This window comes from Pseudomonas sp. SDO5215_S409, from assembly GCF_054071325.1.
Map to the genome: position 1 here is coordinate 216,904 of NZ_JBSVWN010000004.1, position 15,553 is coordinate 232,456.

The 15,553-nt window shown below is 59.6% G+C and carries 12 protein-coding genes; 11 read left to right on the plus strand and 1 reads right to left on the minus strand.

What is annotated here, in order from left to right:
* Nucleotides 1-63: 63 nt before the first annotated feature.
* Nucleotides 64-960 (minus strand): LysR family transcriptional regulator, encoded by an 897-nt coding sequence (locus tag ACW9H9_RS03765; protein WP_457341667.1) that lies wholly within the window; start codon nucleotides 958-960, stop codon nucleotides 64-66.
* A 152-nt stretch (nucleotides 961-1,112) separates the two neighbouring features.
* Here ACW9H9_RS03765 and amaB point away from each other — a divergent pair, with 152 nt between their 5' ends.
* The 11 genes from amaB to ACW9H9_RS03820 all read left to right on the plus strand — a co-directional run bounded on the left by amaB (nucleotide 1,113) and on the right by ACW9H9_RS03820 (nucleotide 15,537).
* On the plus strand, nucleotides 1,113-2,603 hold the full coding sequence (gene amaB, locus ACW9H9_RS03770; protein ID WP_457341668.1) for an L-piperidine-6-carboxylate dehydrogenase: 1,491 nt from the start codon (nucleotides 1,113-1,115) through the stop codon (nucleotides 2,601-2,603).
* 29 nt (nucleotides 2,604-2,632) lie between these two features.
* Nucleotides 2,633-3,916, plus strand: a complete 1,284-nt coding sequence (gene amaA / locus ACW9H9_RS03775; protein ID WP_457341669.1) for an L-pipecolate oxidase — start codon at nucleotides 2,633-2,635, stop codon at nucleotides 3,914-3,916.
* A 373-nt stretch (nucleotides 3,917-4,289) separates the two neighbouring features.
* On the plus strand, nucleotides 4,290-5,426 hold the full coding sequence (locus ACW9H9_RS03780) for an ABC transporter substrate-binding protein (RefSeq protein ID WP_457341670.1): 1,137 nt from the start codon (nucleotides 4,290-4,292) through the stop codon (nucleotides 5,424-5,426).
* A gap of 158 nt (nucleotides 5,427-5,584) precedes the next feature.
* Nucleotides 5,585-6,499, plus strand: a complete 915-nt coding sequence (locus ACW9H9_RS03785) for an ABC transporter permease subunit (RefSeq protein WP_457341671.1) — start codon at nucleotides 5,585-5,587, stop codon at nucleotides 6,497-6,499.
* Between the two features lie 2 nt (nucleotides 6,500-6,501).
* Nucleotides 6,502-7,779, plus strand: a complete 1,278-nt coding sequence (gene livM / locus ACW9H9_RS03790; protein ID WP_457341672.1) for a high-affinity branched-chain amino acid ABC transporter permease LivM — start codon at nucleotides 6,502-6,504, stop codon at nucleotides 7,777-7,779.
* Nucleotides 7,776-8,651 (plus strand): ABC transporter ATP-binding protein, encoded by an 876-nt coding sequence (locus tag ACW9H9_RS03795; protein WP_457341673.1) that lies wholly within the window; start codon nucleotides 7,776-7,778, stop codon nucleotides 8,649-8,651. The genes livM and ACW9H9_RS03795 overlap by 4 nt, the downstream gene beginning before the upstream one ends.
* A complete protein-coding gene (locus tag ACW9H9_RS03800) occupies nucleotides 8,648-9,364 on the plus strand; it encodes an ABC transporter ATP-binding protein (RefSeq protein ID WP_457341674.1) in 717 nt (238 codons plus the stop codon). Before ACW9H9_RS03795 ends, ACW9H9_RS03800 begins: the two co-directional genes overlap by 4 nt.
* A gap of 390 nt (nucleotides 9,365-9,754) precedes the next feature.
* Nucleotides 9,755-10,114: a hypothetical protein gene (locus ACW9H9_RS03805; RefSeq protein WP_457341675.1), complete on the plus strand. Its 360-nt coding sequence runs from the start codon at nucleotides 9,755-9,757 to the stop codon at nucleotides 10,112-10,114.
* Nucleotides 10,078-12,438 (plus strand): type VI secretion system tip protein TssI/VgrG, encoded by a 2,361-nt coding sequence (gene tssI, locus ACW9H9_RS03810; RefSeq protein ID WP_457341676.1) that lies wholly within the window; start codon nucleotides 10,078-10,080, stop codon nucleotides 12,436-12,438. Before ACW9H9_RS03805 ends, tssI begins: the two co-directional genes overlap by 37 nt.
* Before the next feature lie 17 nt (nucleotides 12,439-12,455).
* Entirely contained in the window at nucleotides 12,456-14,645 is a 2,190-nt protein-coding gene (locus ACW9H9_RS03815; RefSeq protein ID WP_457341677.1) for a phospholipase D-like domain-containing protein, read from the plus strand.
* Nucleotides 14,646-14,700: 55 nt separating this feature from the next.
* On the plus strand, nucleotides 14,701-15,537 hold the full coding sequence (locus ACW9H9_RS03820) for a tetratricopeptide repeat protein (protein WP_457370416.1): 837 nt from the start codon (nucleotides 14,701-14,703) through the stop codon (nucleotides 15,535-15,537).
* The last annotated feature ends 16 nt before the right edge of the window (nucleotides 15,538-15,553 follow it).

Here is a 15,553-nt window from a genome sequence, read left to right on the forward strand (position 1 = left end):
ATCGCGCTATTTAAGAATGCGGTTAGTGGCGCATAGACGCGGTGTGGTTTGCCAGCTGTTTTTTCAAATTGTGTCTACCTGCTCCATCATCCACGTCACGAAATCGCGCACTTTGGGCACCTCGGCCGCATGCTCGGGGTAGGCCAGGTAGTACGCATCCTGGCTGGGCATCGCATGGGGCCAGGGGATCACCAGCTTGCCCTCGGCCAGTTCCTCTTCCACCAGAAAGCGCGGCAGCAACGCCACGCCGCACCCCACTTGCGCGGCGCGGATGCACATGTAAAACGTCTCGAAACGCGGCCCGTGGTAGCTGTGTTCGGTGTGGTGCCCCTGGGCGGCGAACCAGTCGTGCCAGCCCTGGGGGCGCGAGGCGTTTTGCAGCAGGACCAGTTCGCTCAACTGGGTGGGGTCGGTAAACGCGTTGGCGGGCAGGCTGTCCGGGGCGCACACCGGCACCAATTCTTCGCTGAACAGCTTGCGGCTTTCGGTGCCGGGGCGTGAGCCCGCGCCAAAGTAGAAGGCCAGGTCGGCCTTGCCTTGCAGCAGTTCGTCGGGCTCCTGCTCGTTGCACAGGTCCAGGTGGATCTGCGGGTGACGCAACCGCCAGCCCTTGAGGCGCGGCACCAGCCAGCGGGCGCCGAAGGTGTAGGGTGTGGACACGCGCAAAACTTCGGTTTCGCCGCCGTAGGAGCGCAGGTAGTGGGTGGACATCTCCACCTGGCTGAGGATTTTTCGCACCTCCACCAAGTACAGATCCCCGGCCGGTGTCATCTGCAAGCGGCGGCGTACCCGGCGAAACAGCAGGTGTTGCAGCAGTTCTTCCAACTGCGCCACCTGTTTGCTGACGGCGCTCTGGGTGAGGTTCAGCTCCTGCGCGGCGCGGGTGAAGCTCAGGTGCCGGGTGACGGCCTCAAAGCATTGCAGCGCGGTGATCGAGGGCAAATGTCTTTTATTGAGCATGGTGGGGCTCTGTTTTTTCTTTGCATGAATAAACGGAATGATATCTCGCCTATTCGTCGTTTGTTGACAAGTCTTGGGCCCGCTACAAATAAGGCCTGATTCGCCGGGTGTGTCGGCGACGAGAATTTGCCAGCAGATTAAAGGAGTGACCCATGGTTGCCGCATTGCTTGATCGTCTCGGGGTAGACCCGGCCTTGTACCAGTCGGGTAAACAGCCCGTGCATTCGCCCATCGACGGCAGCCGTATCGGCAGTGTGCACTGGCAGGGCGCCGCCGAGGTCGAGCAGCAGGTCAGTCGCGCCGAGCATGCATTCCAGGCCTGGCGCAAGGTGCCAGCGCCGCGGCGCGGCGAGTTGGTGCGCCAGTTCGGCGACGTGCTGCGTGCCCACAAGGCCGACCTCGGCGAGCTGGTGTCGTGGGAAGCGGGCAAGATCACCCAGGAAGGCCTGGGCGAAGTGCAAGAGATGATCGACATCTGCGACTTCGCCGTGGGCCTGTCCCGCCAGTTGTACGGCTTGACCATCGCCTCCGAGCGCCCCGGCCACCACATGCGTGAAACCTGGCATCCGCTGGGCGTGGTCGGCGTGATCAGCGCCTTCAACTTCCCGGTGGCCGTGTGGGCCTGGAACACCGCGCTGGCGCTGGTGTGCGGTAACGCGGTGATCTGGAAACCATCGGAAAAGACCCCGCTCACCGCCCTGGCGTGCCAGGCGCTGTTCGAGCGCGTACTGAACACCTTCAGCGACGCCCCGGCGTACCTGAGCCAGGTGATCATCGGCGGCCGTGATGCCGGTGCTGCGTTGGTGGACGACCCGCGTGTGGCGTTGATCAGCGCCACCGGCAGCACCCGCATGGGCCGCGAAGTGGCGCCCAAAGTGGCCGCGCGGTTTGCCCGCAGCATCCTGGAACTGGGCGGCAACAACGCTATGATCCTGGCCCCCAGCGCCGACCTGGACATGGCCGTACGTGCCATCCTGTTCAGCGCCGTCGGCACTGCCGGGCAACGCTGCACGACCTTGCGCCGCCTGATCGCCCACGAATCGGTGAAGGAAGAAATCGTCACCCGCCTCAAGACCGCGTATGCCAACGTGCGCATCGGCCACCCGCTGGAAGGCAACCTGATCGGCCCGCTGATCGACAAGGGCAGCTTTGACAACATGCAAGACGCCCTGGAGCAGGCCCTGAGTGAAGGCGGCAAGGTGTTTGGCGGCAAGCGCCAACTGCAAGACCAATTCCCCAACGCCTACTACGTGTCGCCTGCGATTGTGGAAATGCCCGAGCAAAGCGACGTGGTGCGTGACGAAACCTTCGCGCCCATCCTGTACGTGGTCGGCTACACCGACTTCGCCGACGCGCTGCATTTGAACAACAACGTGCCGCAAGGCTTGTCGTCGTGCATCTTCACCACCGACGTGCGTGAGGCCGAGCAATTCATGTCGGCGGTGGGCAGCGATTGCGGGATCGCCAACGTCAACATCGGCCCCAGCGGCGCGGAAATCGGCGGCGCGTTTGGCGGCGAAAAAGAAACCGGCGGCGGGCGTGAGTCGGGCTCCGACGCGTGGCGCGGCTACATGCGGCGCCAGACCAATACGGTTAACTATTCGCTGGAGTTGCCGCTGGCGCAGGGCATTACCTTCGACTGATCGGTGGGTGTTTATCCCGGAGCCTGGCAATGGCATTACGCAACGAGTGTTTGTGGGAAACCCTTACCCCAGGCCGCCCGGACCGGGCGGCGCTCAAGGGCGAGGTCAAGGTGGATGTGTGCGTGATCGGCGCCGGGATCACCGGGTTGTCGGCGGCCATTCATTTGCTGGAACAGGGCAAAAGTGTATGCGTGCTGGAGGCGCATCGCACCGGCCAGGGGGGATCGGGGCGTAATGTGGGGCTGGTCAACGCAGGCCTGTGGATCCCGCCGGACGAGATCGAGGCGGGGTTTGGCCGCGAGGTCGGCAGCCAGCTCAACCGCATGCTCGGTGCGGCGCCGTCGCTGGTGTTCAGCCTGGTGGATACCTACGGCATCGACTGCCAGCTGCGCCGCGAAGGCACCTTGCACATGGCGCACAACGCCCGGGGCGAGGCGGATTTGCGCAGCCGGGAGGAGCAATGGAAACGGCGCGGTGCGCCGGTGGAACTGCTCACCGGCAGCGCCTGCGAAGCGGCCACGGGCACCCGCAAGATCGCCGCTGCGTTGCTGGACCGGCGCGCCGGTACGTTGAACCCGATGGCCTACACCACCGGGCTGGCCAATGCGGTTGCGGGCCTTGGTGGGCAACTGTTCGACCACTCTCCCGTGACCCAGCTCGAGCGCCAGGGCGCGCACTGGTCGGTGCAGACCGCCCAGGGCGCGGTGCAGGCTGAGCAGGTGGTGATCGCGTCCAACGCCTACACCGAAGGCGAATGGACGCAGCTGCGGCGCAATTTTTTCCCCGGCTATTACTACCAGGTGGCGTCGGTGCCGCTGACCGACGATGCCGCCCAGCGGATCCTGCCCGGCGGCCAGGGCTCGTGGGACACCCGCCAGGTGCTCAGCAGCATTCGCCGGGACGCCGACGGTCGCTTGCTGCTCGGCAGCCTGGGCAACGGCAATCAAAAACCGGCCTGGTTCCTGAAGGCCTGGGCCGATCGGGTGCAGCAGCATTACTTCCCGTACCTCAAATCGGTGCAGTGGGCGTGCACCTGGACCGGCTGCATCGCCTTTACCCCCGACCACTTGATGCGCCTGTTCGAGCCAGCGCCTGGCCTGGTGGCGGTCACCGGCTACAACGGGCGCGGTGTCACCACGGGTACGGTGGTGGGCAAGGCCTTTGCCGACTACCTGTGTCACCAAAACCCACAAAGCCTGCCCATTCCGTTCACTCCGATGCAGCCACTGGTCGGGGCGGGCGTGCGCAGTTGCCTGTATGAAGCCGGGTTTTCGCTGTACCACGCCGGTCAATGCCTGCGAATTGTCATCTGATCAGCGAAGTAGCTGTAAGAAGCCTGCATTTTCTTAGCAGGCTACTCATCTGTATTGGTGCGAGGCGTAGCAACGGCGCACTGTAAATGTGCAGTTCCGTTACGCCGTTTGTTACAGGTTCAACGATGGCCGTTTGATGGCCGGGTTGCAGCCTGTTTTCAAGCGGGTTGCGCTGATTGGATCCTCAGGTTGCACCCCTTTGAATTAGACGGTTGCACGTCCAGTCAAAAGGCCACCAAACCCCTGTCTTAAACGTGAAGCCGTGTCTTTTTGAAGAATAAAAACGCAATGGCACGCGCCTTGCTCTGGGCTTTGAGGTGAAAGTTTGAAGTGAATTCGTAGTGCCATTAACAAAAACCTCGGAGCACCACTCATGTCCCAGACGTTTTACAAAAAAGGCTTTCTGGCCCTCGCAGTCGCTACTGCGCTGGGTGTTTCTGCGTTCGCTCAGGCTGATGTGAAGATTGGCGTGGCAGGCCCGATGACCGGTGCCAACGCTGCGTTCGGTGAGCAGTACATGACGGGTGCCAAGGCGGCGGCGGAGGTCATCAACAAGGCGGGCGGGATCAACGGCGAGAAAATCGTGCTGGTCGCCGGCGATGACGCGTGCGAACCCAAGCAGGCCGTGGCCGTGGCCAACCGCCTGGTCGACCAGGACAAGGTGATCGGTGTGGTCGGGCACTTCTGCTCCTCCAACACCATCCCGGCCTCCGAGGTTTACAGCGATGCGGGCGTGATCGCGATCACCCCAGGCTCCACCAACCCGCAAGTGACCGAGCGCGGCCTGACCGCGATGTTCCGCATGTGCGGGCGTGACGACCAGCAAGGCATCGTGGCCGGTGACTACATCGTCGACGTGCTCAAGGGCAAGAAAGTCGCGGTCATCAACGACAAGGACACCTACGGCAAAGGCCTGGCCGACGCCACCGCTGCCCAGTTGACCAAGCGCGGCGTGAAGCCGGTGCTCGAAGAAGGCCTGACCCGTGGCGAAAAAGACTTCAGCGCCCTGGTGACCAAGATCCGCGCCACCGGCGCCGACGTCGTGTACTTCGGCGGCCTGCACCCGGAAGCCGGCCCCCTGGTGCGTCAGATTCGTGAAGCGGGCCTCAAGGACGTCAAGTTCATGTCCGATGACGGCGTCGTCACCGACGAACTGGTGGCCACTGCGGGCGGTGCCCAGTACGTGAACGGCGTGTACATGACCTTTGGCGCCGACCCGCGCCTGCTGCCAGAGAGCAAGGCAGTGGTGGAAGAGTTCCGCAAGGCGGGCAAAGAGCCTGAAGGCTACACCCTGTACGCCTACGCCTCGATCCAGGCCCTGGCCGCAGGCTTCAACGGTGCCAAGTCCAACAAGGGTGAAGACGCGGCCAAGTGGCTCAAGGCGCACCCGGTGCAAACCGTCATGGGCGAGAAGACCTGGGACGCCAAGGGCGACCTGAAAGTGTCCGACTACGTGGTGTACCAGTGGGACGCCAACGGCAAATACCACCAGCTGGAAAAACAGAAATAAGGCCGGGCACGGTCGCTTGAGCCCCGCCCCTGCCTGAATCCGTTCTCTCTCAGGTGGGGGCCGGGCCTGGCCTCGTGAGCATCGTCATGTTTCTGTACTTTTCCTAGAGGAACCGCACACCCACAGGTGTGCAGGTTCTCACTGCGTGAGATTGCGTTATGGATGGTATTTTCCTGCAGCAACTGGTCAACGGCCTGACCCTCGGGTCGGTCTATGGCCTGATCGCCATCGGCTACACAATGGTCTACGGCATCATTGGCATGATCAACTTCGCCCATGGCGAGGTTTATATGATCTCCGCTTACCTCGCGGCGATCAGTCTGGCACTGCTGGCTTACTTCGGCATCGAATCCTTTCCGCTGCTCATGCTCGGCACCCTGATCTTCACCGTGGTCGTCACCGGCGTTTACGGATGGGTCATCGAACGTGTCGCGTACAAGCCCCTGCGCAACTCCACCCGCCTGGCGCCGCTGATCAGCGCCATCGGTATTTCGCTGATCCTGCAGAACTACGCACAAATCGCCCAGGGCGCCAAGCAACAAGGCATTCCCACCCTGCTGGCCGGCGCCTGGCGCGTCGACATCGGCACCGGGTTCGTGCAACTGACCTACACCAAGATCTTCATCCTCGTGGCCGCCTTCGCCGGCATGGCGCTGCTGACCTACGTGATCAAGTACACCAAGCTGGGCCGCATGTGCCGAGCTACCCAGCAAGACCGCAAGATGGCGTCGATCCTGGGCATCAACACTGACCGGGTGATCTCCTACGTGTTTGTGATCGGTGCCGCGATGGCGGCCCTGGCGGGCGTGCTGATCACGCTCAACTACGGCACGTTCGACTTCTACGCAGGCTTCATCATTGGCATCAAGGCCTTTACCGCTGCGGTACTGGGTGGCATCGGTTCGCTGCCGGGGGCGATGCTGGGCGGGATCATCCTTGGCATCTCCGAGTCGCTGTTCTCGGGGTTGATCAACTCTGACTACAAAGACGTGTTCAGTTTCTCCCTGCTGGTGGTGATTCTGATCTTCCGTCCCCAGGGCCTGCTCGGTCGTCCGCTCGTGGCGAAGGTGTAAACATGTCTGCTGCCAAATCTATCGATATCAAGAAAAGTGTGGTCGACGCAGTCCTTGCCGGGCTGATTTCGTTGATCGTGTTCGGCCCTATCGTCGGCGTCGTGCTCGACGGCTACAGCTTCAACCTGGAACCTGCGCGCGTGGCGCTGCTGGTGGCCATTGTGGTGGTCGGGCGCTTCGCCATGAGCCTGTTCCTGCAAACCCCCAAGGGCCTGAAGATTCTGCAGGGCTTTGAAAGCACCGGCTCCGGCGTGCACGTGCTCAAGCCCGACTACAAGTCGCGGTTGCGCTGGATCATCCCGGCCCTGATCGTGATCGCCATCGTGTTCCCGTTCTTTGCCAACAAGTACCTGCTGACCGTGGTGATCCTCGGCCTGATCTACGTGTTGCTGGGGCTGGGCCTGAACATTGTGGTGGGCCTGGCCGGGCTGCTCGACCTGGGTTACGTGGCGTTCTACGCCATTGGTGCCTACGGCCTGGCGCTGGGTTATCAGTACCTGGGCCTGGGGTTCTGGACGGTGCTGCCGCTGGCCGCCATTTGTGCGGCGCTGGCCGGGTGCATCCTGGGGTTTCCGGTGCTGCGAATGCACGGCGATTACCTCGCCATCGTGACCCTGGGGTTTGGTGAAATCATCCGCCTGGTGCTCAACAACTGGCTGTCGTTTACCGGCGGCCCGAACGGCATGCCGGTGCCATCGCCGACTTTCTTCGGCCTGGAATTCGGGCGCAAGGCGAAGGATGGCGGGGTGCCGTTCCACGAGTTCTTCGGCATCGACTACAACCCTAACTTCAAATTCCTGTTCATCTACATCGTGCTGTTTCTGGTGGTGCTGCTGGTGCTGTACGTCAAGCACCGCCTGACCCGCATGCCGGTGGGCCGCGCCTGGGAAGCCTTGCGCGAAGACGAAATCGCCTGCCGCTCCATGGGCCTGAACCACGTACTGGTCAAACTCTCGGCCTTTACCATCGGTGCCTCCACGGCCGGCCTGGCCGGGGTGTTTTTTGCCAGCTACCAGGGTTTCGTCAACCCGTCCTCGTTCACCTTTTTCGAGTCGGCGCTGATCCTGGCCATCGTGGTGCTGGGCGGCATGGGCTCGACAGTGGGCGTGGTGATCGCGGCGTTCGTGCTCACGGTGGCGCCGGAACTGCTGCGCAGTTTCTCCGAATACCGGGTGCTGCTGTTTGGCGTGTTGATGGTGGTGATGATGATCTGGCGACCGCGCGGTTTGATCCGCATCAGCCGCACCGGCGTAACCCCACGTAAAGGAGTGGCGCCATGAGCAAGGAAATCGTCCTGTCCGTCGAAAACCTGATGATGAGTTTCGGCGGCATCAAGGCCTTGAGGGATGTGAACCTCAAGGTCGAGCGCAACTCGATCTTTGCCCTGATCGGCCCCAACGGCGCCGGCAAAACGACCGTGTTCAACTGCCTCACCGGCTTCTACACGGCCACGGGTGGCAAAATCGACCTCAACGTGCGCGGCAAAAAGACCAACGTGATCCAGCTGCTGGGCGAGTCGTTCAAGGCGCGCGACTTCATCTCGCCGAAAAGCTTCGTCACCCGGGTGTTCTACAAGATGTTTGGCGGCACCCACCTGGTGAACCGCGCAGGGCTGGCGCGGACCTTCCAGAACATTCGCTTGTTCAAGGAAATGTCCGTGGTGGAAAACCTGCTGGTGGCCCAACACATGTGGGTCAACCGCAACATGCTCGCGGGCATCCTCAACACCAAGGGCTACCGCAAGGCCGAAAGCGACGCGCTGGACCACGCCTTCTACTGGCTGGAAGTGGTGGACCTGGTGGACTGCGCCAACCGCCTGGCTGGCGAGCTTTCCTACGGCCAGCAGCGCCGCCTGGAAATCGCCCGGGCCATGTGCACGCGCCCGCAGATCATCTGCCTGGACGAACCGGCGGCGGGCCTCAACCCGCAGGAAACCGAAGCCCTCAGCGCGATGATCCGCCTGCTGCGCGACGAACACGACCTGACGGTGGTGCTGATTGAACACGACATGGGCATGGTGATGAGTATTTCCGACCACATCGTGGTGCTTGACCACGGCAACGTCATCGCCGAAGGCGGCCCGGAGGCGATCCGCAACGATCCCAAAGTGATCGCGGCGTACCTGGGCGCCGATGAAGAGGAGCTGGTATGAGTACGCCGATCCTCGAAATGAAAGACCTGGACGTGTTCTACGGGCCGATCCAGGCGCTCAAGAAAGTCTCGCTGCACATCGACGAAGGCGAAACCGTGAGCCTGATCGGCTCCAACGGCGCGGGCAAGTCCACGTTGCTGATGTCTATCTTCGGCCAGCCACGGGCCGAAGCGGGGCAGATTCTGTATCGCGGCGTCGACATTACCCACAAGTCGTCGCACTACATCGCCTCCAACGGCATCGCCCAGTCGCCAGAAGGGCGCCGCGTGTTCCCCGACATGACGGTGGAAGAAAACCTGCTGATGGGCACCATCCCGATTGGTGACAAGCACGCCGCCGAGGACATGCAGCGCATGTTCGAGCTGTTTCCCAGGCTCAAGGAGCGCCGTAACCAGCGGGCCATGACCATGTCTGGTGGCGAGCAGCAAATGCTCGCCATCGCCCGCGCGCTGATGAGTCGGCCCAAGCTGTTGCTGCTCGACGAACCGAGCCTGGGGCTGGCGCCGATCGTGGTGAAGCAGATTTTTGCCACGCTGCGCGAACTGGCCTCCACGGGCATGACCATCTTTCTGGTGGAACAGAACGCCAACCACGCGTTGCGCCTGTCTGACCGGGCGTACGTGATGGTCAACGGCGAAATCCGCCTGACAGGCACCGGCAAGGAGCTGCTGGTGAACGAGGACGTGCGCAACGCCTACCTCGGCGGCCACTAAGCCGACGCCCCCGGTGGGAGCGTGGCTGCCTGCGTCGCGGGCAGGCCCGCTCCCATTTTTTTTGGGTTCTTCACCCGCTTGATCCGGCTGCTGTCCAACTGGCCCGTGTAGGCCGGCCCCCCTATGTGCGGGGGAGTCATCACTTGAATGAACCCGTTGCGGCCATTTACTGACCTGCCCCCCCCCCTTGCAAAGTCGAATGCATTTTAGGAATCGCCTGACATCAATTGTTTTGCCGTTTTGTTAGCGTGCGCGCCTGTTAAGTCGAGATTAAACACGTTAACGCTACCCGCACGGTCAAGGACGATGATCAATGAGCAGCACCTATACCGTTAAAAGCGGCGGCACGCTGGGGGAAATTGCCCGGCAACCCGCGTTCCCCTTCGGGTGATGGCGGGCAAGCCGTTCAACAAACGACTCGCCGCTGACCTGATCAAAGACATCCGGCAGGCGATTGGCACGGGGCGCAAAACAAGCGTGCTGGGCAGCCTTGAACTGAAGATCAACAGCTGGACCAGCCAAGAGGACAACCTGCTCAACGCCTTGCATCGCGAGGCGAGCTGGACGATCGGCGAGCGCGATACCGTGCCCTATGCGGTGTCGGCAGAAGCACACACCTGGCGATTTGCCGCCAGTGCCAGTACCGGAGACATGGAGCAATTCACACCTAACTTTTACGGAAGCGCCACACCACATCAAGGAGCACCCAAGAGATGTTCAGTTCTGCCAACCAAGCTCATTTCAGCCTGACCATCGATCATCTTGAGCACGATCTTCAAGTGCTTTCGTTTACCGGCACCGAGGGTATCAGCCAACCCTACGCATTCGATGTGGAACTGGTCAGTGATAATCCCGACCTGGACTTGGAGACCTTGCTGCACAAACAGGCGTTCCTGGCGCTTGACGCGGCGGGCAGCGGCATCCACGGTCAGATCTACTGCATCGCCCAAGGCGATGCCGGCAAACGCCTGACCCGCTACCGCCTGACGCTGGTGCCACAGCTGAGCTATCTGAAACACCGAACAAACCAGCGCATCTACCAGCAGATGTCCGCACCGAAAATCATCGCGCTGATCCTCGACGAGCATGGCATCAGGAGTAACGCCTACAGCTTCCAACTGAGCCAACCGTGCCCGGACCGCGACTATTGCGTGCAGTACGACGAAACGGATCTGCATTTCGTGCAACGCCTGTGCGAAGAGGAGGGGATTCACTACCATTTCCAACACACGCCCAAGGGGCATTTGCTGGTGTTCGGCGACGACCAGACCGTGTTCCCGAAACTCGGCCAGCCGACAGCTTATGTACAAGGCAGCGGTATGGTCGCGAAGGAACCGGTCATCAAAAGCTTCACGCAACGCCTGGAAACCCGCACCAGCCGCACGACCCGTCGCGACTACGACTTCGAAAAGCCGCGCCTGCTGCTGGAGTCCGCCTACAGACCTGAAGGCGAAAGCACCGAGCCAGACCTCGAAGACTACGACTATCCGGGCCGCTTCACCGACCGTGCCCGGGGCAAACGCCTCAGCCAGAGAGCGTTGGAGCGCCATCGTGCAGACTACCGACAAGCCGAAGGCCACGGCGACCAGACCACACTGGCCAGCGGCCACTTCCTGGAACTCTCCGACCACCCGCGCACCGAGTGGAACGACCTGTGGCTGCTCACCAAAATCTTCCACGAAGGTAAACAGCCGTCAGTCCTCGAAGAATCGGTAACCAGCGACGCCACCGCCGACCAAGACGACTTCCACCAGGGCTACCGCAATCGCTTCCTCGCTACTCCATGGGCCGTATTCTATCGCTCGGCGCTGGAACACCCGAAACCGCGCGTCCTCGGCAGCCAAACCGCCATGGTCACCGGCCCCAAAGGTGAAGAAATACACTGCGACCAATATGGCCGCATCAAAGTGCAGTTCCACTGGGACCGCGAAGGTTTGGCGGATGACACAAGCAGCTGCTGGATGCGCGTCTCCAACTGCTGGGCCGGCGACCGCTACGGCGCCATCGCCATCCCGCGTATCGGCATGGAAGTCCTCGTCACCTTCCTCGAGGGCGACCCCGATCAACCACTCGTGACCGGTTGCCTCTACCACAAGGAAAACCAGGTTCCCTACAAGTTGCCAGCTAACAAAACACGCACCGTGTTCAAAACCCTCAGCTCACCGGGGGGCGGCGGGTATAACGAACTGCGGATTGAAGACAAGAAAGGTGCCGAACAGATCTACCTGCATGCCCAGCGGGATTGGGATGAAAACATTGAGCATGACCAGAAGATCCGCGTGGGTAATGAACGCCACGACACGGTAGAGAAAAACACCTACACCGAGTTGAAGGCTGAAGAACATCGCACCACGATTGGGGATCGCAAAATTGAAGTAAGAGCTGATGACCACCTGGTGATAGGCCAAAACCAGCACATCAAACTGGGAACCGCGCAGTTGATGACGGCAGGTAAAGAAATTCATCTCAAGGCCGGACAGAAAATGGTAATCGAAGCAGGCACGGAACTCACCGTGAAAGCCGGCGGTAGCTTCGTCAAGCTCAATGCGGGTGGCATCACCGTCGTGGGGCCTGTCATCAAGCTGAATGCCGGAGGTGCGGCGGGCGTCGGAACTGGAAATGCAGCGCTCCTGCCACAGGTGCCCCTGCCCGCTGCTTCTGACAAGGCCGGTGAAGTACCGAAGCGTGGCGAGTCGCAACTGGCGCCGGATGTCATCCACAAACTCAGCGCAACCATCAGTGCTGTACCCGGTCATCCCGGTTACGAGGATGAGCCCTATACGCTGTTCGCCGATGGCTCCGTGATTCAGGAAGGCCTCACGGGCGGCGACGGTAAAATCATTTTTGACCACGTCCCTGGCACCCAAGTTTATGCAGTTGAGTTGGTGAATGGCCATCGCTTCGAGATTGAACCCAAAGAAGAAAGTAGCCAATCAGCTGCACAGAACCAACAACTGGCTCGTCAGGGCTATCGCGACTATCACGCGCAGGTCGATCAGCTCGAAGCGATGAACTCGACGGATGACTACCGCGCCGTTAACTTGAACCCCGCCAGTAAGCCAAATAGCCATTGAGTGCAGGAAGCAATCGAATGACGACTGATTACAGCAAAGAAGTGATCCAACTGACGCCTAGAGAACACAAGTCCACCTCCCTGACAATGGACTGGTTCGCGAGGAAAGCGTTCTACCCACCACGTGCCGGTATAAAGGTCACCCCTTTGATCAATGGTGACAAGGCGTTCGGCGCTGTATACGACGCCATTCAGGCCGCAACTAAGAGTGTCGAAATAATCAGTTGGGGATTCGACCCGGCGATGCGCTTCAAACCCGACAGCGATCGCATCGGTGAGTTGCTCGATGTTCGAGGTCGCCACGGGGTCAAGACGCGTGTGCTGATCTGGAAAAACCCTCTGGCCAACTTTGTTGAAAACACCCTCATTGGCGATGGTCTGGCAGGCTCGGGAGGCACTGCTGCCGGGTCGGGTATGGCTAGAGGGAGCGCAGCGTCTGATAGCTCTGTGCAGGCTCGCCAGCAACTGGAGTATCGTCGCACAATTCACCAACATGAATTGACCAAACTACGCGCCGGTCAAATCCCTGCGTACGGCACCAGCGGCTATCGCTACGATACGCGTGAAAAGGAGCTGCTGGACATTCTGACCGACGTGCAAGCGCAACTGAACGGACAAGGTGGCTACAACAAACTCAAAGGTTCTGGCGCGCCCAAATATTCCCCACAGGATGAGGAATACACGCGGGAGTGGTTCAGCCGCGTCCACGATGGGCGGATGCAGAACGTCGAGTTCCGCACCCGGGACTTTTCTACTGAAATACCCCTGAATGCCGCCATACGCGGGCCGCAGATGCGCCATGAAAAAGGACGTCTGGCGACCCTTTATCGTTTGATGAAAGGGGAAGTACCCGATACCAACTTTGCACATATGTTGCTTTTGACCCTGTTTGGCAGCCACCACCAAAAGATGGTGTTGGTGGACTATGAAGACACGGCGAACGCGGTTGGCTTCGTCATGGGGCACAACATGCATCGCAATTATTGGGATACCAGTGCGCACCTGTATGACGACAAAGCCGCCCGGCGTAGCCCAGGCTTCGGTCCATGGCAGGATTTGTCCATGAAAGTACAGGGCCCTGCCCTGCATGACCTGAACCACAACTTCAGCACCGCCTGGGATCGGGAAACCTTTTGGGTCAAAAAATGGTTTGTCGATGGCCTGCGCGATCAACGCCAAGCCATCAAACCGGACAATTTCAAAGTCGCCGGTTCAACGATGGCGCAGGTTTGTCGTACGCAACCGCAAGAAGGTGCCGAGACCTCGATTCTGGAGCTGTACCACAAGGCTTTAGGCAACGTGCGCAACTACGTCTATTTTGAAAACCAGTATTTTCGCTATCCGCCGTTTGCCAAACAGTTGCGCGAGCTGGCGGCTGCTTATATCGCAAAGAGTAGAGACAAGGATTTGTACGTGTTCGTGGTCACTAACAACCCGAACGACAAGGGTTTTTCCAGTACCACCTATGCCACCTTGCAGGAATTGGGGCAGGAGCAACTGATGCCTCAGGCTCAGCGCAGCCTGGTGGAAGATATGTTGCGAAAACGCAGTCAGTTGGCGTATTTGCAAGCAAACCCGCAAAACGCCCCCTACGTACAGCGGGCTCAGCTCAACCGAGCCGAACGACTTAAGCGCGAGATTATCGAACTGGAAAAAAAAGGCGTCACCCCTGAGGTGGAACAGCGTCTGGGCGGCCTCAAACCAAAAGATATTCCTGAGCTGAGTAAGCCGAAATCGGATGGCGGTGAAGATCAAAAACCCTACGCCCTCAAGGATTTACCGGGGCTCAAGGTCGTCATTGCAACACTGACTGCTTGCACTCCAGAGCCCGGAAGTACGTTAGCCGAGGGCGAGCAGGCTTTTTTCAAGGACATCTACGTACACTCAAAACTGTTGGTAGTGGATGATGTTTTTAGTCTGCTAAGTTCTGCAAATATCAACACTCGTAGCCTGCATACAGACTCTGAATTAGGTCTGGCTGCACCAGATGCTGAGCTGGCCAAGCATTGGCGGGAGGAGTTGTGGAAGTTGCATGCCGGTAAGTTTTTTAACGATGATAAGGGGCGTTGCGATGCAACTAAAAACTTCAAAAGATGGAACGATGTGATGGATAAAAACTGGGAAAAAAAAGGCAGAAATAAACCATTAATTGCCCATCTAACTCGTTTTTGGGACGTGGAGACGCCTTATGCCAAAGCCATCGACTAGAACCATTTCTTTTTGTGCCCTCATTCTTTCACTTTTGTTGAGCGGAGCTCCGGCCATGGCCTATCCAACCTTTACCTGCGCCTACGAAAAAGACCACAACCCGCCGCTGGATGCTGAAGCTGAACGCTGGTTTCAACAGGCCCGTGCTTTGGAGAAAGTACGAGGAGTCAAAGACTGGAAGACCATCGTCGGACTCTACGAAAAAGCCATCGCCAAAGATCATTGGAAGGCGATGCACAACCTGGCGGGACTCTATCGCACGGGCTGGCCAGGACAACCCGGCGTTGAGCAAGACACCAACAAGATGCTTGATCTCTACGAGCGTATGGTGAAGCTCAAAGTCCCGCTGGGTTATTACAACTGGGCTGTGGTTGCCGAAAATGGACGAGGGGTTTTGAAGTCGGACCGGATGGCCAGTTCTTATATGTTCCAGGCAGCGCAATTGGGCAGTCCACTAGCCCAGGTTCAAATCGGACGATACTTCGCTTTTGCTCTCCCCAGGGATAAGCAGGACGATGACATGGCTGAGCGCTATTACCGATGTGCGGGCGCTCAGGACAATCCCGACGCCATAGAGAAAACCGCAAGTTTTTATGATACAGCTAAAGAAAACAAACCGAGGGCTCTATTCTATTACCAGCGCGCCGCATCGTTAGGTAGTTCCACGGGCTTTAGCTATCTAAGTGGAGTATTTGAATCTGAACCTGAACCCATAAATAACTTTGGATATCAGCCAGATCCCAAGCTTCATGAGCTGTATGCTGGCTTATGGAAGCAACTGGATGATAATCCTAAGTTACGCTTCCCCAATCTCATGAAAGACCACCCGCTTCCAGCCCATCCCAAACAAGGTTTTGACGCAGAGCATCCAGACCGTCGACCGGAAATATGAGTAACTCTACTCAGCA

Coding starts and splice junctions, on each gene's coding strand:
- livM (WP_457341672.1), top strand. CDS start 6,502: ATGTCTGCTGCCAAATCTATCGATATCAAGAAAAGTGTGGTCGACGCA.
- ACW9H9_RS03785 (WP_457341671.1), top strand. CDS start 5,585: ATGGATGGTATTTTCCTGCAGCAACTGGTCAACGGCCTGACCCTCGGG.
- ACW9H9_RS03765 (WP_457341667.1), bottom strand. CDS start 960: ATGCTCAATAAAAGACATTTGCCCTCGATCACCGCGCTGCAATGCTTT.
- amaB (WP_457341668.1), top strand. CDS start 1,113: ATGGTTGCCGCATTGCTTGATCGTCTCGGGGTAGACCCGGCCTTGTAC.
- amaA (WP_457341669.1), top strand. CDS start 2,633: ATGGCATTACGCAACGAGTGTTTGTGGGAAACCCTTACCCCAGGCCGC.
- ACW9H9_RS03815 (WP_457341677.1), top strand. CDS start 12,456: ATGACGACTGATTACAGCAAAGAAGTGATCCAACTGACGCCTAGAGAA.
- ACW9H9_RS03795 (WP_457341673.1), top strand. CDS start 7,776: ATGAGCAAGGAAATCGTCCTGTCCGTCGAAAACCTGATGATGAGTTTC.
- ACW9H9_RS03805 (WP_457341675.1), top strand. CDS start 9,755: ATGGCGGGCAAGCCGTTCAACAAACGACTCGCCGCTGACCTGATCAAA.
- ACW9H9_RS03820 (WP_457370416.1), top strand. CDS start 14,701: ATGGCCTATCCAACCTTTACCTGCGCCTACGAAAAAGACCACAACCCG.
- ACW9H9_RS03780 (WP_457341670.1), top strand. CDS start 4,290: ATGTCCCAGACGTTTTACAAAAAAGGCTTTCTGGCCCTCGCAGTCGCT.
- tssI (WP_457341676.1), top strand. CDS start 10,078: ATGTTCAGTTCTGCCAACCAAGCTCATTTCAGCCTGACCATCGATCAT.
- ACW9H9_RS03800 (WP_457341674.1), top strand. CDS start 8,648: ATGAGTACGCCGATCCTCGAAATGAAAGACCTGGACGTGTTCTACGGG.